Origin of the sequence: Thalassospira mesophila (assembly GCF_002115755.1) — a bacterium.
In the GTDB taxonomy this organism is placed as follows: domain Bacteria; phylum Pseudomonadota; class Alphaproteobacteria; order Rhodospirillales; family Thalassospiraceae; genus Thalassospira; species Thalassospira mesophila.
In genome coordinates, this window is sequence record NZ_JFKA01000011.1 from 102,452 (window position 1) to 123,373 (window position 20,922).

22 protein-coding genes are annotated in these 20,922 nt (G+C 54.4%); 9 read left to right on the forward strand and 13 right to left on the reverse strand.

The window, feature by feature from the left end:
* Nucleotides 1-30 precede the first annotated feature (30 nt).
* On the forward strand, nt 31-804 hold the full coding sequence (locus TMES_RS18310; RefSeq protein WP_245835507.1) for a SapC family protein: 774 nt from the start codon (nt 31-33) through the stop codon (nt 802-804).
* A 104-nt stretch (nt 805-908) separates the two neighbouring features.
* Here the strand turns inward: TMES_RS18310 and TMES_RS18315 are convergent, their stop codons facing one another.
* Nucleotides 909-1,679: an IclR family transcriptional regulator gene (locus tag TMES_RS18315; RefSeq protein ID WP_158091271.1), complete on the reverse strand. Its 771-nt coding sequence runs from the start codon at nt 1,677-1,679 to the stop codon at nt 909-911.
* A gap of 119 nt (nt 1,680-1,798) precedes the next feature.
* On the opposite strand from TMES_RS18315, the gene TMES_RS18320 reads away from it, so the two are divergent.
* The 8 genes from TMES_RS18320 to TMES_RS18355 all read left to right on the forward strand — a co-directional run bounded on the left by TMES_RS18320 (nt 1,799) and on the right by TMES_RS18355 (nt 9,245).
* Nucleotides 1,799-2,770, forward strand: coding sequence for a mannonate dehydratase (locus TMES_RS18320; RefSeq protein WP_085585242.1), 972 nt, complete (start codon nt 1,799-1,801; stop codon nt 2,768-2,770).
* A 7-nt stretch (nt 2,771-2,777) separates the two neighbouring features.
* Nucleotides 2,778-3,716: a carbohydrate ABC transporter permease gene (locus tag TMES_RS18325; protein ID WP_085585244.1), complete on the forward strand. Its 939-nt coding sequence runs from the start codon at nt 2,778-2,780 to the stop codon at nt 3,714-3,716.
* A 9-nt stretch (nt 3,717-3,725) separates the two neighbouring features.
* Entirely contained in the window at nt 3,726-4,568 is an 843-nt protein-coding gene (locus TMES_RS18330) for a carbohydrate ABC transporter permease (RefSeq protein WP_085585246.1), read from the forward strand.
* A 49-nt stretch (nt 4,569-4,617) separates the two neighbouring features.
* On the forward strand, nt 4,618-5,895 hold the full coding sequence (locus tag TMES_RS18335) for an ABC transporter substrate-binding protein (RefSeq protein WP_085585248.1): 1,278 nt from the start codon (nt 4,618-4,620) through the stop codon (nt 5,893-5,895).
* 101 nt (nt 5,896-5,996) lie between these two features.
* On the forward strand, nt 5,997-6,746 hold the full coding sequence (locus TMES_RS18340) for a ribonuclease activity regulator RraA (protein ID WP_085585250.1): 750 nt from the start codon (nt 5,997-5,999) through the stop codon (nt 6,744-6,746).
* A 45-nt stretch (nt 6,747-6,791) separates the two neighbouring features.
* Nucleotides 6,792-7,874 carry an ABC transporter ATP-binding protein gene (locus TMES_RS18345; RefSeq protein ID WP_085585252.1) on the forward strand — a complete coding sequence of 361 codons (1,083 nt, stop codon included), beginning with the start codon at nt 6,792-6,794 and terminating at the stop codon, nt 7,872-7,874.
* Nucleotides 7,875-8,043: 169 nt separating this feature from the next.
* Entirely contained in the window at nt 8,044-8,805 is a 762-nt protein-coding gene (locus TMES_RS18350; protein ID WP_085585254.1) for an SDR family oxidoreductase, read from the forward strand.
* Between the two features lie 20 nt (nt 8,806-8,825).
* Nucleotides 8,826-9,245, forward strand: a complete 420-nt coding sequence (locus TMES_RS18355; protein ID WP_085585256.1) for a cupin domain-containing protein — start codon at nt 8,826-8,828, stop codon at nt 9,243-9,245.
* A gap of 75 nt (nt 9,246-9,320) precedes the next feature.
* Here TMES_RS18355 and TMES_RS18360 read toward each other — a convergent pair whose 3' ends face one another.
* The 12 genes from TMES_RS18360 to TMES_RS18420 all read right to left on the reverse strand — a co-directional run bounded on the left by TMES_RS18360 (nt 9,321) and on the right by TMES_RS18420 (nt 20,920).
* Nucleotides 9,321-10,118 carry an IclR family transcriptional regulator gene (locus tag TMES_RS18360; protein WP_085585258.1) on the reverse strand — a complete coding sequence of 266 codons (798 nt, stop codon included), beginning with the start codon at nt 10,116-10,118 and terminating at the stop codon, nt 9,321-9,323.
* 50 nt (nt 10,119-10,168) lie between these two features.
* Nucleotides 10,169-11,365, reverse strand: a complete 1,197-nt coding sequence (locus TMES_RS18365; protein ID WP_085585260.1) for an aminotransferase class V-fold PLP-dependent enzyme — start codon at nt 11,363-11,365, stop codon at nt 10,169-10,171.
* A gap of 11 nt (nt 11,366-11,376) precedes the next feature.
* Complete coding sequence (locus tag TMES_RS18370; RefSeq protein WP_085585261.1) at nt 11,377-11,868, reverse strand: RidA family protein; 492 nt, start codon at nt 11,866-11,868, stop codon at nt 11,377-11,379.
* Nucleotides 11,869-12,054: 186 nt separating this feature from the next.
* Nucleotides 12,055-12,966, reverse strand: coding sequence for an ABC transporter ATP-binding protein (locus TMES_RS18380; RefSeq protein WP_085585265.1), 912 nt, complete (start codon nt 12,964-12,966; stop codon nt 12,055-12,057).
* Nucleotides 12,963-13,778 carry an ABC transporter ATP-binding protein gene (locus TMES_RS18385; RefSeq protein WP_085585267.1) on the reverse strand — a complete coding sequence of 272 codons (816 nt, stop codon included), beginning with the start codon at nt 13,776-13,778 and terminating at the stop codon, nt 12,963-12,965. The genes TMES_RS18380 and TMES_RS18385 overlap by 4 nt, the downstream gene beginning before the upstream one ends.
* Complete coding sequence (locus TMES_RS18390; protein ID WP_085585269.1) at nt 13,775-14,665, reverse strand: ABC transporter permease; 891 nt, start codon at nt 14,663-14,665, stop codon at nt 13,775-13,777. Before TMES_RS18390 ends, TMES_RS18385 begins: the two co-directional genes overlap by 4 nt.
* Nucleotides 14,666-14,670: 5 nt before the next feature.
* Nucleotides 14,671-15,648, reverse strand: coding sequence for an ABC transporter permease (locus TMES_RS18395; protein ID WP_085585271.1), 978 nt, complete (start codon nt 15,646-15,648; stop codon nt 14,671-14,673).
* 78 nt (nt 15,649-15,726) lie between these two features.
* A complete protein-coding gene (locus tag TMES_RS18400) occupies nt 15,727-17,388 on the reverse strand; it encodes an ABC transporter substrate-binding protein (protein WP_085585273.1) in 1,662 nt (553 codons plus the stop codon).
* Between the two features lie 30 nt (nt 17,389-17,418).
* Nucleotides 17,419-18,435 carry a glycoside hydrolase family 3 N-terminal domain-containing protein gene (locus tag TMES_RS18405; protein WP_085585274.1) on the reverse strand — a complete coding sequence of 339 codons (1,017 nt, stop codon included), beginning with the start codon at nt 18,433-18,435 and terminating at the stop codon, nt 17,419-17,421.
* 94 nt (nt 18,436-18,529) lie between these two features.
* Nucleotides 18,530-19,009, reverse strand: coding sequence for a GNAT family N-acetyltransferase (locus tag TMES_RS18410; protein WP_085585276.1), 480 nt, complete (start codon nt 19,007-19,009; stop codon nt 18,530-18,532).
* 459 nt (nt 19,010-19,468) lie between these two features.
* Nucleotides 19,469-19,756: a helix-turn-helix domain-containing protein gene (locus tag TMES_RS18415; protein ID WP_085585278.1), complete on the reverse strand. Its 288-nt coding sequence runs from the start codon at nt 19,754-19,756 to the stop codon at nt 19,469-19,471.
* A gap of 123 nt (nt 19,757-19,879) precedes the next feature.
* Complete coding sequence (locus tag TMES_RS18420) at nt 19,880-20,920, reverse strand: ABC transporter ATP-binding protein (RefSeq protein ID WP_085585280.1); 1,041 nt, start codon at nt 20,918-20,920, stop codon at nt 19,880-19,882.
* Nucleotides 20,921-20,922: the final 2 nt, after the last annotated feature.

Here is a 20,922-nt window from a genome sequence, read left to right on the forward strand (position 1 = left end):
TTAATACAAACCGAAAATGTGAGGGATACCTTGGCTAAGGAAAGCAAAACCAACGCTGCGGCAAAGAAAGAACCAGCGGGCGCAAACCTGCCGCTGTTTTATGGCAAACCCCGTGCCGTTCTGGCCGAGCGGCATGGCAACATGTCGCTGACGCCAACGTCGGATTTTTCGTTTGCCGGCACCACCAATTCCGTGCCGGTTGTGGCGACGGAACTGCCGATGGTGTGCAAGCATTATCCGATCCTGTTTACCGACGGCGCACAGCCCCAGATGGTGGCGTTGCTGGGTTTGCGGGCCTCGGAAAACCTGATGGTTGACGGCAAGGGCAATTGGACCCCGGGCACTTATGTTCCGGCCTATATCCGTCGTTATCCGTTCATCTTTTTTGAAAACGAAGACAAAAGCCAATACACCCTGTGTGTTGATGAAGATGCAAAAACCGTTGTTGAAGGCACGGAAAACCCGTTCTTTGTCGATGGTGAACCGTCTGAATTGACCAAAAGTGCATTGGATTTCTGCCGCGATTATCAGGCCCATTACGCCGCGACGACGGAATTTCTTAAAGCCATCACCGAAGCTGGTCTGCTGGTTGAAAACCGTGCCGATGCCACGCTGGCCGATGGCCGCAAGCTCAGCCTGTCGGGCTTCAAGGTAATTGACGAAGCGAAGTTTAATGAGCTGGACGACGAAACCTTCCTCGCATGGCGCAAACGCGGCTGGGTCCATCTGGTTTATTGCCACTTTATTTCCAATGGCAACTGGTCAACCCTGGTTGAACGTGCGGCCCTGAAGGTTGCGAACTAACCTGATCTTTGCCGGTTGGTAAAATACAGATATAGCAAAACCCCGGACTGTGATGGTTCGGGGTTTTGTGTGTTTGTGCTACGGGTTTCAGGTGGTTCGGGTATTTAATGCGAGACAATGGTTTTGCTGATTTGGGCCGCGCCGGAAAGCGCGGCCTGTTTGATTTTTTCGACGGTTTCCGGGGGCGTTCCCGCCAGATAAGGGATGCTTAAGGCGGCAATAATTTCAGCGGACTGGTTATAAATCGGCGCTGCGAACGAGCAGACACTCAGGCTGAATTCACCAGAATCATGCGCCCAGCCCTGTTTGGAAACGGTTTCAAGTTCGCGGTCCAGTAAGGCGCGGTCAATGATGGTGCGCTCGGTTAAGGCTTCAAGTTTGCGGGGCAGGATCGCGTCGCGTTTGTCAGGGGAAAGACTGGCAATTAAAACCTTGCTGGCCCCCCCGGCATGCAGCGGCAAATATTCGCCCACGGTGTAGCTAAGGGAGTGCGGGGTTTTCCCGCTGGCACCGGCAACAACCATAATAGCATCGCGTTCCAGCACCGACACCTTGTGGGCCTCGCCAAGATTAAGCGCCAGACGGTCCAGCAAGGGATGGAGCAGGCGGACAAACGGGAAAAACGCGCTGGTTTGGGTAACAGACTCGGCAAGTTGTAAAATGCGGCTGCCAAGGCTGTAATTGCCATCGGCAGACTGGCGCACCATGCCATGTTCCTCCAGCGAATTTAACAGGCGATAGACGGTGGAGCGGGCAATTTGCGTGCGTTGCACAATCGTGCGCAACCCAAGGCTTTGCCTGCTTTTTTCCAGCTCGGCAAAAATCAGCATCACCCGGTCTATGGCCGGATTCCCGTTTTGCTCGCTTGATTTCATGTTGTTACCTCCCTCAACAAATTCTTGACCCGTTTGCGATTGTTCGGTTAAGTTTAACATATGAACTTAATCAATTCAAATATGAACTTATAAAAATCCATCATCAGATGGGAGGAAACATGAAAATCGCCCTTGGGTTAGAACCCGACGTAAATTCCAAATGGCATTACGCCGCCCAGATGGGCCTGCGCCATGCCGTTTCTATCCGTGATGTTGCCCTTGATTGTGCAATCTGGGATCTGCCGACCCTGGCGCGGGTTCAGCAATCCTATGCCGATTTCGGGTTTGATCTTCAGGTCATCGAAGGCTGGATCCCGATGGATAACATCAAACTGGGACGGCCCGAAGGCGAAGAGGAAATGCAGCGCCTGGTTCGTGTGATCGAAAACATGGGCGCGCTGGGCATTGGTGTGTTTTGTTATAGCTGGATGGCGATCCACGGCTGGATGCGCACATCGACCACCACCCGTTTGCCAGGCGGGGCGCTGACCACCAGTTTTGATCATGCCCTGATAGCCAAAGACCCGCGTACGTTGGGCGAGGTCACGGTCAGCGAAGACCTTCTGTGGGGGACGCTGGAAAAGTTCCTGAAACGCATTGTTCCCGTGGCCGAAAAGGCCGGTGTCAAACTGGCAATGCACCCTGATGATCCGCCCTTGTCGCCCCTGTTAGGGGTTGGTCGTATCATGCGAAGTGTTGGCGCATTTGAACAATTGCTGGCCCTGCATGACAGCCCGGTAAATGGCATTACCCTGTGTCAGGCCAATTTTGCCGCGATGAATGCCGATGTTCCGGCGACCATCCGCAAATTGGGCCGCGATGGGCGTATTCATTTTGCCCATTTCCGCGATATCGAAGGCGAAGCCCATAAAATGATGGAGACATTCCATGATGCGGGCAAAACCGACATGTTCGCGGCGATAGAAGCCTATCGCGATGTTGGCTTTGAGGGCTTGATGCGCCCGGACCACGCCCCGGTTCTGTATGGCGAACCCAATGAAAAACCCGGCTACGAAGCCCTGGGTCGTTTATACGCGGTTGGTTATATGCGCGGGCTGATCGAAGCTGCCCGTGCTGTTGCGAACCGGTGAGGGTGGTATGGCCAGATTATCCTCGTTACCAGACGGGTTTGACAGCCCGCCAATGCCAACGGCCAAGCGCCGCCGGACCCGGCCTGACTGGCTGGTTGCCTATGTATTTTTGGCCCCGATAGCGGCGGTATTTGCAGCCTTTATCGCCTATCCGCTGGCGGATGGCATATCGACAGCCTTTACCGATCGCGCCATTGCCCATGCGGGTAACTTTGTTGGTTTGCAGAATTTTGTCACCCTGTTTAATGACCCGGAATTTCTGCGCGCCGCCTGGAATTCGTTAACCCTGACGACCGGGGTGGTCACCATTAAAATGGTTCTGGGCATGGCATCGGCGGTATTGCTGTCGCAAACCATGCCGTGTCGCGGGTTGATCCGGTCTTTGGCATTTTTGCCCTGGGCCGTGCCGGGCATGATCGCTGCCCTGGCGTGGAAATGGATTTTCGACGAACAAAGTGGTGTCTTGCAATCTCTGGTCTTGCAGCTGGGCCTGTCTGACCGGCCGGTTTACTGGTTGTCGGACCCGCATGTGGCGATGTTTTCAATTGCACTGGCCATGATCTGGCAGGGCTTGCCGTTTTTTACCATGATGTTTCTTGCCGCCCTGGCGTCGATCCCGTCCGATTTGAACGAAGCCGCAGCAATTGACGGGGCAGGGCCCATTCGACGGTTTTTCTGCATTACCTTGCCGCAAATGCGCGGGGTCATTGCCGTAACCGCCATGCTTTCTGCGATCTGGACATTCAATTCGTTCCACATGGTGTTTGTTTTAACCGGGGGGGGGCCGGCGGGGCGCACCCATATTTTGCCAACACTGGCCTATGAATATGGCATCGCGCAAAGTCGCCTTGGCATGGGTTCGGCCGTTCTGGTGTCGGTTATCCCGGTCTTTGTCATCCTGATTGTTTTGCTGACCGGCCGCATGTTGCGGCAGGACGAGGCATAGGAGGGAACCATGGTTGAACGTCCCCGCACAAAAATGGTCCGGCGTTGCATTGTTGCCTTTGGGCTTGTCCTCGCCCTGTTCTGGTCGCTGGCACCGGTTTACTGGGTGGTGGTAACATCGCTTAAAACTTCAAGTGAAATCTATGCGTTACCGCCCACGCTGTTTCCGCATCACCTGACATTTGAGAATTATCGCGTCGCCCTTTTTGAATCCGACTTTTTACGCTTTGTGCTTAACAGTGCGCTGGTGGCACTGGGTGTTACCGTGGTTTCTGCCATCATTGGGGCCTTGGCGGCGTATCCGGTGGCGCGCATGCGATTTAAAGGCCGGATGACATCGGCACGGTTGATTGTGATGGCATATTTGTTGCCGCCATCGCTTTTGTTCATTCCGCTGTTTTTGGTGTTGCAGCATCTTGGGCTGGTCGATACCAAAACCGGGCTGATTTTAGCTTATCTGACCTTCACCGTCCCGTTCTGCACCTGGATGCTAATTGGCTATTTCGGCACTATCCCCGCCGAACTTGATGAAGCGGCCCGCATTGACGGGGCCAGCCGGTTGCAAACCCTGAGCAAGGTCATTTTACCCATTGCTACGCCGGGCATTACGGTGGTCGGGCTGTTTGCCTTTACCCACGCCTGGAACGAATTTCTCTATGCGCTGGTTTATGTTTATTCGAAAGATTCAAAGACATTTACCGCCGGTTTAAGTGGGCTGGTGATGGGCGACACCTTTATCTGGGGCCAGTTGATGGCAAGTTCGGTCATCGCCATTGTGCCCATCCTGATCATTTATATCGCGGCCCAGAAATATATCGTCGAAGGCTTGGCCGCCGGCAGCGTCAAAGGCTAGCCGCACGAGTGCCCTCGACACACAAACAGCTAAAAAAACGGGAGGAAACATGCGTAAAATACAAAAATCATTGCTTGTTGCCACGGCATTAAGCTTCGTCGGCTTTTCCGCAGATGCGGCAGATCTGACCATCTGGGGCTTGCAGGCTTTTAACAAAAAAGCCGACGCCCTGATTGAAAAAATGGCGACAGACTTTGGCAAGGAAAAGGGCATCGATGTTGATTATATCGTTGTCCCGGCCAATGTGCTGACCGAACGGCTGGCATCGGCGTTTGAAGGCCATGCTGCACCGGATGTTTACATGCAGTTGGGCCAAAAATCGCAATATTATGCCAAGCAGGGTCTAACCCAGCCGCTGGACGATGTGCTGGAAAAATTGCGGTCAATGGATGGTGGGATTTATGAAAGCCTGGTTCCGCAATCCATGTATGACGGCCATGTTCATTCGGTGCCCATCGAAGTTGACGTGGTGCCGATGTATGCCCGTACCGACCTTTTAAAAACGGCCGGGTTGGAAATTCCCAAAACCTGGGGTGAATTGCGCACTGCTGCCCAGGCCATTGTTAAGGCAAATCCGCAATATACCGGTTTGGGTTTGCCGCTCAGCAATGCCAACGATGCCGAAACCGATTTGCGGATGCTGATCTGGTCCTTTGGCGGATCCATGTTCTCCAAAGACGGGTCGGAAGTGACCTGGAATACGCCTGATACCGTCAAGGCCTATCAGTATATTGCCGATATGTTCGAGGAAGGCACCATTCCGCGCAGCGCGCTGACATGGGATGATGCCGGTAACAACACCGCCTATCAAACCGGCCGGGCCGCGTTCATTATGAACCCGCCCAGCGTTTATTCCTGGATGAAGGATAACAATCAGGAATTGCTTGATAATACCGCCCTGATCAATATTCCGTCGGGGCCGGGCGCAAATGGCCGTTCGGCAACGATGCTGGGGTCTTTTTCGTGGCTGGTCAGTGGTGAAACCGAAAAAACCGATATGGCCAAAGACTGGCTTTCGTATTTTTACGCGCCCGACCATTACAAGGAAATCATTCAGGCGACCAATGGCCGCTGGGTGCCGATTTTCCCGAAACTGACAACGACCATGCCGCTCTTTACCGACAATCCGGCTTTTGCCAGCTTTGATGCCTTGGCAAAAAGCGGGCTGGTTGATGGCTATCAGGGGCCGCCGTCGCCGCTGGCGTCGCAGGTTTATTCGTCCAAAGTGATCACTAAATCGGTCCAGCGCATGCTGGTGGATGGCGATAGTGCCGCCGATGCGGTGGCATGGGCGCAGACACAAATCGAAGAAATGTCTGCCCAATAATCATGATAGCTGGCGGCATCTTTTGCGGTTGCCGCCAGCGACAATCCCGGTGTGAAAACGGCACTGACCCTATCATCGACATTCAGGAATGCCTCCCTAAAATGCAGAATATACCGACCATAAAACGCCCCGATAAAGCCCTTGTTGCCGCACTTGCCGAAATTGGCAGTGCGACGTTGGGCGGCGAAATCAGCAAACTTGGTATTCGCGATGCGCATATACGGGGGCCTGTGCCGTTTCTTACGGGCAAAACCATTGCCGGGCCGGCTTTGACCCTGCAATTCATGCCAAAGCGCGAAGACGTGTATAACGTCGATGAATACGAAGACCCCGAAGCACAAATGCACCGCCATGTCCTGTATCAGGTTGAACAAGGGGATGTTGTGGTGGTCGATGCCCGTGCTGATATGTCGGCCGGTGTTTTTGGCGAAATGATGCTGACTTATATGAAAGGTCGCGGCGGGGCCGGGTTGATCGTGGATGGCTGCATTCGCGATTCCCGCAAGGCCCGCGAGCTTGATTTTCCAATGTGGGTGCGCGGTGCCACGCCAAATTTTCATACCCAGCTTGATATTTTTCCCTACGCCGTCAATGTGCCGGTTGCCTGTGGCGGGCGGCTGGTTTTGCCCGGCGACATTATTGTTGCCGACGATGACGGGGCGGTGGTGATACCGGTGCAAATGGGACAAGCGATTTTGGATAAAGCCGGTGCCCACGCCGAGTGGGAGGATTTTTCCCGGTTGCGGCTGTCGCAGGGCGGCGATCTTCGCAAATACTATCCGCTTAGTGCCGATGCACGTCACGAATATGAAGAATGGCGCCGCAACCAGAATACGACCGACAAAGCCTGAAAACAGGCAGGTGCAATATCCGCCACGCGCGGGAGGAAACGGGTTATGACCAATTTATCGTTACAGGCTGTTAAAAAAGCATTCGGCCCTGTTGAAGTGTTACACGGGATTGATCTTGAAATTGCCGCAGGTGAATTTGTGGTGTTTGTCGGCCCGTCGGGCTGTGGCAAATCTACCATGTTACGGTTGATTGCCGGGCTGGAGGAAATAACCAGCGGCACACTGGAAATTGGCGGCGAAATCGCCAATTCATTGCCGCCTGCCGAACGCGGTATTGCAATGGTTTTTCAGTCCTATGCGCTTTACCCGCATATGACCGTTTACGACAACATGGCATTTGGCCTTAAAATCAGCGGGATGGCAAAACCCGAAATTGATCAAAGGGTACGCCGTGCGGCCGATATGTTGCAGCTAACCCCGTATCTGGACCGCCACCCCAAAAAACTTTCGGGTGGGCAACGCCAGCGCGTTGCCATTGGCCGGGCTGTAACCCGGGATCCAAAGGTATTTTTGTTTGACGAGCCATTATCGAACCTCGATGCCGCCTTGCGGGTGGCCACGCGGATTGAAATTGCCAACCTGAAAGAAGCCATGCCCGATGCCACCATGGTTTACGTTACCCACGATCAGGTTGAAGCCATGACATTGGCCGACCGGATTGTGGTTTTTAATGATGGCCATATCGAACAGGTGGGCACCCCGCTTGAACTTTATACCCAACCGGCCAACCTGTTCGTCGCCCGGTTTATTGGCTCGCCCGCGATGAATATCATCCCGTTTGATGTGCTTAAGGGTGGGGATCGCCCGGCTTTGCTGATTAAGGGTGTCAGCGAAACAGTTGTTTCGCTTGGCCCGGATGATAAAATTTGTGCGGGTGGCACGGGGTATCTTGGTATCCGGCCTGAACATTTGCGCGTGGCGCGCGATGGCGACATGGCGCTTGAGGGCGCGGTTCTTGTTTCGGAACGCTTGGGCGAATTGACAAATATTCACCTTGATATCGGCCAGGATGATCCTTTGATTATCAAGGTGCCAGGCATGATAGCCCCCCGGCGCGGTGAGAAAATGAAAGTGACGTTTGACCGCGAAAATATTCACCTTTTCGAGGCTGAAGGCCTGGCGGTGTGACACTGCGTCACATCGTTTATTGTTGCCTCATCAGGCGCATTTTTCGGAAAATCCCGAAAAGTGCGCCTTTGATGTAACATCGGCACCTTGTGTCTCGTCCTTTTTGTGAAGCCATGCAGCTACCGGTTCACGGTGGTTGTTTTGCAACCGGAAAAGACGGGAACGCAAAATGAAAATTGTTGTTATTGGTGGTACAGGCCTGATCGGCTTGAAAACCGTTGCTTTGCTAAAAACACAGGGCCACAACGTCGTGGCGGCCTCGCCCGCAACAGGGATTAATGCCGTTACAGGCGAGGGGCTGGACGCCGCCCTTAAAGGGGCGGAGGTTGTCCTTGATCTGGCCAATTCACCATCGTTTGAAGACGACGCCGTGATGGCATTTTTCAAAACGGCAGGCACAAACCTGTTGTATGCCGAACAAGCCGCCGGTGTGCGCCATCATGTGGCCCTGTCGGTTGTCGGCACCAAAAACCTGCAAGATAGCGGCTATTTCCGCGCCAAGCAGGCACAGGAAGACCTGATCAAGGCAGGCAATATTCCCTTTACCATTATCCAATCAACCCAGTTTTTTGAATTTCTGGGCAGCATCGCCGGTTCCGCATTTGATGGCGAGGCCGTTCGTTTGTCAAATGCGCGGGTTCAACCCATTACATCGCAGGATGTTGCCGCGGCCGTTGCCCGTGTGGCCCTTGCCGCCCCGACCAATGGCACGGTTGAAATTGCAGGACCACAGCAGTTTGGCCTGTGTGATCTGGTTGAACGTTATCTTGCCCATACAGGCGATGTCCGCCCGGTGATCTGTGATGCGCACGCGCGGTATTTCGGCGTGGTTTTAAGCGAATATTCGCTTGTTCCGGGCACGGGGGCATCATTGGGGCCAACCACATTTGAAAAATGGTTGGGGCAGTCGGTGTTGGCAAAAAGCGCGTAACAGGAAAACGGAACACAATAATGATCAAACAAATGATGACGGCGGTGGTTCTGTTTGGGGCCGTCTTGGTGCCAGGTGCGGCACAAGCCAGTGATGCGGCAGATGAACAGGCCAAAATCACGGTGGTTTACGACCATAAACTGCCTAATGTGCCGGGCAAAAGCCTGAAAGGTGTTTTGGTGGAATATGGTCCGGGTGGATCATCACCGGCCCATACCCATCCGTCATCGGCCTTTATTTATGCAACGGTTCTGACGGGTGCGATCACAAGCCAGGTTAATGGCGGGCCGATCATAACATATCATGCGGGCGAAAATTTCTCGGAAAACCCCGGTGATCACCATAGTGTCAGTGCCAATGCCAGCGACAGTGAACCGGCAAGTTTGCTGGCCGTTTTTGTTGTTGATAGCGACGAGAAAACACTCACAACACCGGAATAACCAACCATGTTTTAAGCAGGTGGTTTGCTCGCAAGGAGCGACCCACCTGTTTTCATGGCGCCGGACTTACACAAATCAGGCCCAGCCTAACCGGCTTTCAATGCGTTTGGCGCTGTCTTTTACCAGTTTGATCAGGTCGGGTTCGTTCTGGTTAACCTTGATATCGGGCACGACGATGGAAATGGTGGCAAGGCATTCACCCATCGGGTTGCAAACCGGCGATGCGATGCAGGCGACCGAAAAATCGGATTCACCGGCTTGAATGGAAAGCCGGTCAGACAAGGCACGGGCTGCCTTTTGTGACAGGGTAACGGGATCAACTTCTGCCCGCCCGGTCGGCGAGTTTTTGGCACAGCGGCTAAAAATTTCGACCTGTTCATTTTCGGCAAGGTGCCCAACCAGCAAGCGCCCGGATGCCGTCCAGTTTAACGGGGTTCGCGTACCGACCCGCGAGGTCACCTGAAAATGATCGCGGCCTTCTTCCATTGCCAGAACCACCATCATGTCGTTATCGCGGCCACAAATTTGCACGGTTTCACCCGATTTTTGCGAAAGTTCGTGCATTTCGGCATTGGCCACACCTAACAGGTCCAACCGGCGCGAATAGGTAAGGCCGTAATAATACAGGCGCGGGCCAAGCCATAAGGCACCGTCATTCTGGCGGATCAGCAGGTTTTTGCCGACCAGGTCTTCGACAATGGTGTAGATGGTCGATAGTGGCGCACCAATGCCATGCGCAATTTCATAGGCAGTGGCGGGTTTTTCGGCTGCTTGCAAAAAATCCAGAATCTGGAGGATGCGGTCAATGCCACTGGTGCGCGACCGGCGTTTGGGTGCGGCTCCTGTTGCGTCCTTGATGGCAACTGACGGCATTTTGTCCTCCGGGTTCTGTTTGTTTTCTAGTTAATAAGGGCGCGATTTTGTCAGTCAGGCCAGTTCAGGATCGCCCGTTCCTTGTTTAGCGTCCGTTCTTCAAACGGGGTCGCAATAAGGTCGTTGGATTTTTGGGCAATATCAAGTTCTTCGGCCAGGCGGGCGGCGACAATCTGTTCCTGATCAGGCTGCAAGTTGCAGGGATCAAGGAAGAAATAGCCATGTTCAACTTCATGATCGCGGGCAACAATAGGCTGCGCGCCTTTCGCCAGCCGGTCGACCAGATCCCACGCGGTGATGTGGGCTGCCATGCTATCGATATCGATGCGCAGGCGGTCCAGCGGGTTGTGGGTGGGGTCTGGCATAATACGCACCGATACACCGGGACGGCCGTTTAAGGTTGCGTGCCACAAATCAAGGGCGCGCTTTTCGCGTGCGCGAATGGCGGCATGGTCGCGGGTTTTCCAGGCTTCCAACGCGGCGATGGCCCCGGCAATGCCTTCCTTGCCTACTTTCATACCCCGGCCAATGCCGCGGTTTTGCAGGTAAATATTACGCACAATATCCTTGCGGCCCGCAACAATACCCGATGTTGGGCCACCCAAAAATTTATGCCCGGAATAAAGCACAATATCCGCGCCATCGCGGATAAAGCCGGTTAAATCATATTCGGACGCGGCATCGACAATAACCGGAACATTATGTTCATGGGCGACAGCAGCAAATGTTTTGAACGGAATTTGCCCGTATTCCACCGTGTGGTGCGACACAACATATAATGCCGCCAGTGTGTTTTCATTAATCGCACTGGCAAGATGAAAGGCCGATGCGCTGGTGGCCTGCCCGATAGGAACCACCGTTGCACCCGATAGCCGAACGGCCTGATCAACCGGAGCACCGTAATTAATCATATGGCCCATTTGCATGATGACATCGGATTTGGGGCCAACATGGTTTGGCAAGCGTTCGATCGCACCCAGATCATTGCCGGTCATGAGTGCGGCGATCGACAGGGTAATGCCCGCCGAACAGGATGCGGTAATAAACCCGCACTCCGCCCCGGTCAGGTCGGCAATGGTTTTGCTGGCCCGGCGTTGTAGATCGTCAATTTCAACAAAATTACCCAAAATACCGGCAATCGACTGAATGGATTGCTGCCCGACGATGGAGGCCCCCAGGCCCGTCATGGTGCCAGATGCGTTGATAACGTGGCGCAAGTTCAGTTTTGCAAGAATATCAGCTGACATGATGTTTCCTGTTAGTCGTCGTTAAGGGCAATGATGGCTTCAATTTCGACCGTGATCTGGTTGGGCAGCGACCCCATGCCAATGGCCGAACGGGCATGAACACCCTGCGGGCCAAACACATCGTTAAACAGGTCCGAACAGCCATTGATAACCGCCGGATGATCGCAAAAATCAGGCGCAGCATTGACCATGCCCAACAGTTTGACAACCCGTTTCACCCGGCTCAGATCGCCAAGGGCTTCTTGCATCACCGCAATCAGGTTGATGCCGGTCAGGCGGGCATCGGCATAGGCCTTTTCAACGCTAATATCGGCACCAACCTTGCCTTTGCTAAGGATACCATTGGCATCAAGCGGCCCTTGGCCCGAGAGGAACAAAAGGTTGCCTTCGCGCACATGGGTCACAAAATTGGCTATCGGGGCCGGAGCCGGGGGCAGGGTAATGCCCAGTTCGGCAAGGCGCTGATCGGGGTGGGTGCCGGTTGCGGCTGAAATCGTCGACATTTTAACAAAGGCTCCGTTTGGCGGGGGTTAACCGCGTCATATATTGGGCGCACAAACTGCCGGGTCCGTTTCGGATCTGCGGCGAGTGTTTGGTGGCTGCGCAATGGGTGTGTTCTGCATATTTCATCCCGGTTGTGGCGTTTTGTGCCTGCCAGCCCGGGTTTTTAAGGGATGCAAAACGTGAATTCACGCGGCAGTGTGCCGGTAAAAATGGTTTGGTCCTGCGGTTTTGACATGTGGATGCAACTGTTTGGCCTGTTCGCGCACAGCGTTGACCGCTGTGGGGTCAAGGCGCGATTGCGGGTCGTCAAACCGGATTTCCGGGTTGGGCACGGCCGATAACAACATGCGGGTATAGTCGTGCTGCGGGTTGGACAGCACGGCATTAACATCGCCCCATTCCAGAATTTGCCCGCCATACATGACCATAATGTCCTCGGCCACATAATGGGCGGTGGCAACATCGTGGGTGATGTAAAGCAGGGCCAAACCCAGATCGCGTTTCATGCGGTTTAACAGTTCCAGAACGCCCTGGCGCACCGAAACATCGAGCATCGATGTCGGTTCATCGGCGATAATGACCTTGGCGCCAACGGCAAGGGTGCGGGCAATATTGATGCGCTGGCGCTGCCCACCGGAAAGATCATGCGGGTGTTTGGGTGCAACAAGTTCCGGGTCCAGCTCGACCTGGCGCAACAGGGCATGAATTTCATCGGTGACGGCTTTGCCCTTTAGGTCGCGGCGGTAAAGTGCCAGCGGGCGGCGTAAATGATAATCCACCGTATGGGCCGGGTTTAACGATGCAAACGGGTCCTGAAAAATCATTTGCACGTTTTTGCGATATTGTTTCAACCCCTTGGGCGTATTGTCGGTAACCGGTGTGCCGTGAAATAAAAGCTGGCCTTCGTCGGCGATATATTCGCGCATGATGATGCGGGCACAGGTGGTTTTGCCACTGCCGGATTCCCCGACCAGCGCCAGGGTGCGCCCACTATGCAGGTCAAAGGAAAGGTCGTGGGCACCGCGCACCGTGTGCGCACCCAGATGAAAGGTTTTGCCAATATTTTGCAGGCTGACGATGGCAGGGTTTGCGGTCATTGTGCGTTCTCCTGCCGGGGGGCGGGGCCGTGAAAAGATGGAAACGACGCCCACAGTTTTTTGGTGTAATCGTGCGTGGGTGCGCGGTAAATTTGGTCCGCTGTGCCCTGTTCGACCAGTTTACCATCCAGCATAATGCCGATACGGTCGCAAAACTGCACCATCAGGCCCAGATCATGGGTGATGAACAGTACCGAAAAACCAAGTTCGCGGCGCAGTTCATTAATGCGTTGCAAAATTTCGCGTTGAACCACCACATCAAGGGCGGTGGTGGGTTCGTCCATCACAATCAGTTTTGGGTTCAGTGCCAGGCAAATGGCAATCACAATGCGCTGGCGCATGCCGCCCGAAAACTGAAACGGATAATCGCGCATGCGGTCTGGCGGGATATCGACCAGTTTTAACAGTTCGGCACAGCGTTCGCGCGATTGCGCCTTGCTGTAACCGCGATGGCGTTTCAGCAAATCGTGAAACTGGCTTTCAATGCGCAAAACCGGGTTCAGCGAATTCATGGCACTTTGAAACACCATGGCGACCTCGTCCCAGCGAAACCGCGCCAGTTCGTTTGCATCAAGGTCCAGCACACTGCGCCCGGCCACCATGATTTCACCGCCACAAATCAGGGCAGGGGGCTTGTGCAGGCGGCTGATTGCAAACGCAATGGTGCTTTTGCCACAGCCGGATTCCCCGGCCAGACCAAAAACCTCGCCGGGTGCAACATCAAAGCTGACATGGTCAACGGCGCGAAAGTCGGTTTTATCACCAACATATTCAATCGACAGATCCTGAACGGATAATAATGGATTGTTCACAGGCGGCCCTCCCCGGCGCGAACGCGGCCCACCCAGCGCGCCAGCGAATTGCCGGTCCGCAGGCGGGGGTTGGCTACTTCGTCGATGGCGAAATTAAGCAGCGACAGGCCGGTTCCCAAAAACACCAGCGCAAAACACGGGGTTAAAATATCCCACCATGCACCAACCTGAAGGGCCGATGCATTTTGCGCGCTATAGAGCATCACACCCCACGACACGGTTTGCGGGTCGCCCAGCCCCAAAAATTCAAGGGTGGCTTCGGTAATCACGGCAAAAACAACGCTGCCGATGAAATTGATGCCAACAATGGAAACCAGATTGGGGAAAATTTCGGCAGCCATAATGCGCCAGCCTGGCTCGCCCAGCATTTCGGCGGCTTTGACGAAATCCTTTTGTTTGATCGACAGGGTTTCGGCCCGTGTAACGCGCGCGCCCCATGCCCAACTGGTGCCGCCTAAAATAACGGCAATCACAACCGGGCTTGCCTGGCCAATAAACGATGCCAGAACCAGCAAAAGCGGCAGGTTGGGCACAACCAGAACCATGTTGGTCAAAAAGCTGATGGCTTCATCAATTTTGCCGCCCTTATAGCCCGCCGCAATGCCCATGATGGTGCCAACAGCGGTAATGATAAAACCGGCCCCAAAGCCAACGGCCAGCGATGTGCGCGCGCCATAAATAAGGCGGGCAAAAACATCTTGCCCGATGCGGGTGGTGCCCAGCCAATGGTCGGCACTTGGCGGCTGGTGGGGCAGGCCAACACGGCGTGCGGGGTCAAACCCGGTTAAAAGCGGGGCGGCCACGGCGGCGATAACGATAATGGCCAAAATCAGCAAGCCGGTCAGGGCCTTTTTATTGCGCAGCAGGCCTAAAATGACGTTTTTCATATCGCTCAGGCCCTCCGCAATCGGGGATCAAGCAGCACATAGCTGACATCGACAATGAAATTGGCGGTTAGCATCGCCAGTGTCATGATCAGCAATTGCCCCTGAATGACCGGGTAATCACGCGCCAGAATGGCGTGATACAGCGTGTTGCCCAGGCCGGGATAGTTAAACACCACTTCGGTCACAAGCGACCCGCCCAGAACCGTGCCAATGGCAATGGCCAGGCCCGACACCGTTGGCAGCAGGGCATTGCGCGCGGCGTACCAGAACATAACAGTGCCATCCGACAGGCCCTTGGCCCGGCCCATGGTGATGTAATCTTCGCCCAAAAGGTTGATCATGTTGTTGCGCATGGTCACAACAAACCCGCCTGTCAGAACAATGGACAGGGTAATGATGGGCAAAACAGCGTGGTAAATAACGCTGCTGATATATTCAAACGAAAATGCCGGGTCCAGTGCCGGGTCGGCGGCGTAACCGGTGGGAAACCAGCCCAGTGTAAAGCCGAAAAAATAAAGCGCGACCAGCGATGTAACCATGGCGGGAACCGACGTTGCAACAATGGCGGATACCGAAAATATCACGTCAAATTTGCTGCCGCGCCGCCAGGCGGCAATAATGCCCAGCGTTGTTCCCAGCGTAAAGCTGATCAGGGTGGCTGTGCCCATCAGGCCCGCCGTCCAGACCAGTGCGCGGCCCAGCACGGATGTGACAGAAAGCGGAAAATATTTGATCGACATGCCAAGGTCGCCGGTAAAAATGCTGCCCAGATAGGTCAGGTATTGTTGCCATAACGGGGCATCAACAAACCCGAAAGTCAGTTTCAAGGCCTTGAGGTTTTCCGGCGAAAGCGTACTTCCAGCACTGGAAAACATGATCTGGATCGGGTCGCCCGGCAGAAGGCGGGGCAGGAAAAAATTGATGGTCGCCGCCGCAATGAAGGCTGCCAGATAAAAACATAATCGCCGAAGCAGAAAAACCATTGGGACCTCTGAAACTGTTGGTATCGCGGGCTGCCTGGGGAGGAGGCGGCAGCCCGCGACGATCATTGCGAAACGGTTTTACTTAACCGGACGCAATGCAAGCAGGTGCAACAAACGGGCATGGTTCTGGCGTGACAGGGTCGGGTTTACAAACGGTTTGTCCGGGGTTGACCAGCCGGTAAAGCGTTTGGTGTTGTACTGATACCAGGTCGGATTGTTGTAAACCGGCAGCAATGGCATGTTTTCTGCCACTATACGCTGGGCCTTGGTCATGATGGCTTTTTGTTTGTCCATGTCCGAGGTCAGGGTGAACTCGTTTAACAGTGTCGATAAATCATCGTTAAACCAGCGCTGGGCGGTGAAACGGGTTTTGCCAACATCATCGCGGTTAAACGCACGCTGATAGGGGTAATAGGGCAGGGCAGCAGCACTGATGCTGTTAATGGCGGCATCAAATTTACCGGTAATCAGGTCCTGGCCCCAAACGGCTTCTTCCGGGGTGCCGATATTGGCATTAATGCCGGCATCATGCATGCCTTCAACCGCGATGCGCACGGTATCAAGCCAGTCGGTCCAGGAATTGGGAACGATAATGTCAAACTTGATCGGCGTGCCATCGGGGTTATCGCGAAAACCGTCGCCATCGGCATCAACATAACCGGCGGCATCGAGAAGTTCCTTGGCACCATCGACATCATATTTGGCATATTTACCAAATTCTTCGAGAACTTTGGGGTCGGTCCAGCTCGCATAAACCTGGCCAAAGGTGGTCGGGTCTTCGTTCAGCGTCGGATAGCCATAACCGGCCACATTAACCATGCCCTGGCGGTCCAGGGTCATGCTCATGGCACGGCGGAATTTTACATCCTGAAAGGCTTTTTTGTTATCCGCATTGGCGGTTTCCTGGTTGAAAATAAACTCAACCATGCTGCCTGCTGTGTACCAGTAATGGAAATGATCCGGGTCCTTGGCAACATAGGTCTGTTCGACATTGGGCAGGAACGATGTGCCCCAGTCGAGCTCGCCACTGGCGGTGGCGGTGAGCATCTGGTTGTTATCCGCCAATTGCGGAAAACGGAAACAGTCAATCTTCAGGTTTTCGGCATCCCAGTAATACGGGTTGCGGCACTGGTCGTATGTTTGCGGGGTAAAACGGGGAATTTCGGTCATCGGGCCGCTGCCAACCGGGGTTTCGTTGGCAAAGGTGACCGGTTCGGCAATGTCGGCCCAGATATGTTGGGGTACAATCGGCAGTTCGATCAGGCGGTTAACCGCCAGCGAACTGGGGCTGGACAGGCTGAATTTTACGGTGTGTTCGTCAATTGCTTCAACTTTATCAAGGATATTCCAGACTGAAACGAAATCCAGTGCCGGGTTTTTCTTGACGTAGTTAAAGGTGAAAACGACGTCTTTGGCGGTCAAATCTTTGCCGTCGGACCATTTCAGGCCGTCGCGCAGGGTGAATTCCACGCTTTTTAAGTCGTCTGCGATTTTATAGCTTTTGGCGAGGCGGTAATTGGCCTTGTCATGGTCAAAGCGGTTAAAAATCACCAGCGGTTCATAAATGAAATCCGACGTGCTTTGGCGGGCCGATGTCTGGTTGAACGGGTTAAAGTTCTGGACCCAGGTGGTGGCCGGTTCGATATTAGCCGTCAGGACCGTTTCGGCACTGGCAGCAAGCGGCGGCAAAATGGCAAGGCCAAAAACGGCGGCCGCCAAAAGGCGTTTATGCGTGATCATTGATCTTTCCCTGATAGTGAGATTGTTTTGTTAAGCGCCAAAGATTTCTTCGACTTCGGCATGCAGTTGCTTGATATCCACGTTCAAGTTGCCCAATCGGGCTTTGGCTGCGTCCATGCGGCGTATGGTTTCGTCGCTTAGCGGACGGGCAGCTTTGGCGGCAGCCAGAGTTTCGGAATTGGTGCCATGACTGTGCAGGGCAATGTCACAACCCGCTTCCAGGGTCTGCCGCACCCGTTCAGGCAAACTGCCCGACAGGGATTCCATATAGACGCAATCCGAAATCAGAACGCCGTCATAACCAAGCTCGTCGCGGATAACGTCTTTGCAAATAACCGAAGAAACCGATGCCGGGTTCTGGTCGTCATAGGCGGAATACACCACATGCGACACCATCGCCCACGGCGTGTCGATCAAATCGATAAACGGTTTAAAATCGGTGGCGCGCAAAAGGGATTTGTCCGCATCCACGCGCGGGCGTTCCTTGTGGCTGTCTACCGTGGCGCGGCCATGGCCGGGGATGTGTTTCATGATTGGCATATTGCCAACTTCAAGCAAACCATCGACCACTTCACGGCCCAGCGTGCTGATCAACGCCGGGTCCTGCCCAAAGGCGCGGGCACCAATAACGTCGCTGGTATCGCCAAACACCAGATCAAGGACGGGCGAACAGCCACTATCAAGGCCCAAATCGCGCATCACGGCCCCCATCGCCTGCGATGACAGGCGCAGCGCACGTTTGCCAAGGTCCAGATCGCGGCGTGCCAGCGCGCCAAATTCACCAAACGAACGAAATAACGGCCACGACCCGCTATCAAGATGCGATACTCGCCCGCCTTCCTGATCGGTAAAAATCGGGGCATCGTCGCGGCCAACGGCGGTGCGGAACTGTTCGGTCAGTTTTTTAACCTGATCGGGGTTTTTCAGGCTGCGGCGGCCCACAAACAGGCCGAGCGGATTGGTTTCGCGGAACAGAGAAATTTCGTCGGTCGACAAAGTATCATTGGGAATGCCGACAAACAGGGCCAGCGGTGTATTCGAAGACATGGATCATTCCCTGAAAACAGAAGGCCGGTTGGCCCGGAAATTTGCACAACGAACCGGCAAGAACCGGCCCGGTTAAGAAGGCACGTATCGTTTGCTAGGGGGCCGGGGCGCGCAGCATGTCGGCGTAAATTCCTTTGCCGGGCAGTGGAATTTCAATGGCGCCAACGGCATCGACATAAAACTGTGTCGGGCCGGGATCGCCGACAATGGCGTAGGCGTAACCCATGTTTTTCATGGTTTGCAGGGTGCTGTGCAGCAAAGCCGCCCCAATGCCTTGCCCGCGGGCATCGACAGCAACACCGGTGGGGCCGAAAAAGCCCCGGGCGATGGCGTCGTAGCAGGCAAAACCCATGATCTGGCCCTCGCGGATTGCGATGAGGCAGGACGCGGGCTGGCGGGTTATGGCCACAAGGGCCTCGCTGGCCCAGTTATCGCTAAAATTATCGCGCACCCAATCGACGACAAGGCGCTGTTCGGGTGCCAGGACCGGACGAATAGTAATGTCCGTCGCGGCAACCTTGCGTCCCAACGCATCAAGAGCAGGCGCATAAAGGCTAACAACCAGATCTGCCATTCCCTGTATTCCATTATTATGTTATTTATATCGTTATTAAGTATGCTACGGGCAACGGGGAACAACGTCAAGAAAAATTGGCATGTGATTGGTATTTAAAATGCCGCGATGATGCAGGAACGGCGTACGCCGCGCGACCACGCGGGACGGTGGGCATATGCTGGTTTTATGTAGGTGCAAGCAAGCGGGGTGCAGAGGGCAATACCCCACCGTCCGGCACATCCGGCCAGTAAGTACTTATTATTACGGTAAGTTCCGGCCAAAGTCGCGCTGATCAAATGAATGGTTTGGGCTGACACGCCGGTTTGGACGATAATTTTGCAAAATCAGCCAAGCTGTCAACGACATGCGCGATAACCTTATTCGCCTGTGCCCACCATCACCCGGTCGCGAGCGCCAGCGTGCGCCAGACATCGAGCCGACGGACAGGTTCAAAACGCGCCATTGCCGGGCTGTTGCTCATCTGGCCAGAACCTCGTCAGTGTTTTGGGGTGGGGGTGTGGTGCTGGCGGGCGTGTTGGTCAGGGCTTTTACCCGCGATAAATCGTCAACGCTTTGCCACAACAGCAAAAACTGACGCAGCGAAATTTGGCCGGTTGTTTCAAATTTCTTGATGGTGGCGGCGGGCACGGTGCTGCGTTTGGCCAGCGCATCGCGCGACAGCTTCAGGCTTTTGCGCTGGCGTTTTACAGTGTCACACAGCGATTGCTGAATATCGGCTGCGGATAACAATGATAGTTGGTTCATGTGTGCCGCCATTTTGGATATTATAGTGTCTAAATTATACATAAACTTGTGCAAATAGATACTATAGTATCCAATTAATGGCGCATCCCTTTGGCCGGTTGACCAAAGGGACGCCAGATTTGTTTAGACAGCGATGGGCGCAGTTGCGTCTGCCGTTTGGGCACTATCATCATTTAAATGGCAGGCGGAAAAATGGCCGGGCACAATTTCGCGCTTATGGGGCACGGTGGTGCGGCATTTTTCCATGGCAAACGGACAGCGCGGGTGAAAATGACAGCCCGGTGGCGGCGCAATCGGGCTGGGCAGTTCGCCGTCAATGACCTTGAATTTGCGTTTGGTTAGCTCAATACGGGGAATTTCGGACAGTAACGCCTGCGTATAGGGATGGTTGGGGTGGTTAAAAATTTCTTCGGTCGGGGCTTCTTCGACAATACGGCCCAGATACATAATCACAACCCGGTCTGAAATATGTTCGACCACGCCCAAATCGTGGCTGACAAACAGGTATGTCAGCCCCAGTTTTTCGCGCAAATCCATAAACAGGTTAATCACCTGCGCCTGAATGGAAACGTCAAGCGCGGCGACGCTTTCGTCACAAACCAGAAAATCCGGCCGTACGGCAAGGGCGCGGGCGATGTTCACACGCTGGCGTTGCCCGCCGGAAAATTCGTGCGGAAAGCGAAACTTCATTTCCGGGTCAAAGCCCGCCATGCGCAAATATTTATCGGCATGTTCCGCCCGTGTCCCTTCCAGCATCCCGTGGGTTTTGGGGGCTTCGGTAACAATATCGTCAATTCGCATGCGCGGGTTAAGGGCGGCCATCGGGTTTTGAAAAATCATTTGAATGGCAAGGTCGGCACTGGCCTGATCACGCTTTGTCATGCCTTCGCGCCCGTGGCGAATAACCGCGCCATCGGATGGCGGGATAATCCCCGCCACAACGCGGCCCAGTGTTGATTTGCCACAGCCACTTTCGCCGACCAGCCCAACCACTTCGCCGCGATGAATGGTTAAATCGACACCATCCATCGCATGGACAACAGGCGGCGTTGGGCTAAGGCCAAGACGAATGAGCGCCTTGCCAAGCAAATCGGGGGTGGCCCCAAACCGGCGCGATACGTTTTTCAGTTCGACAATCGGGGTTTTGGCGACGGTTTCAGTCATGG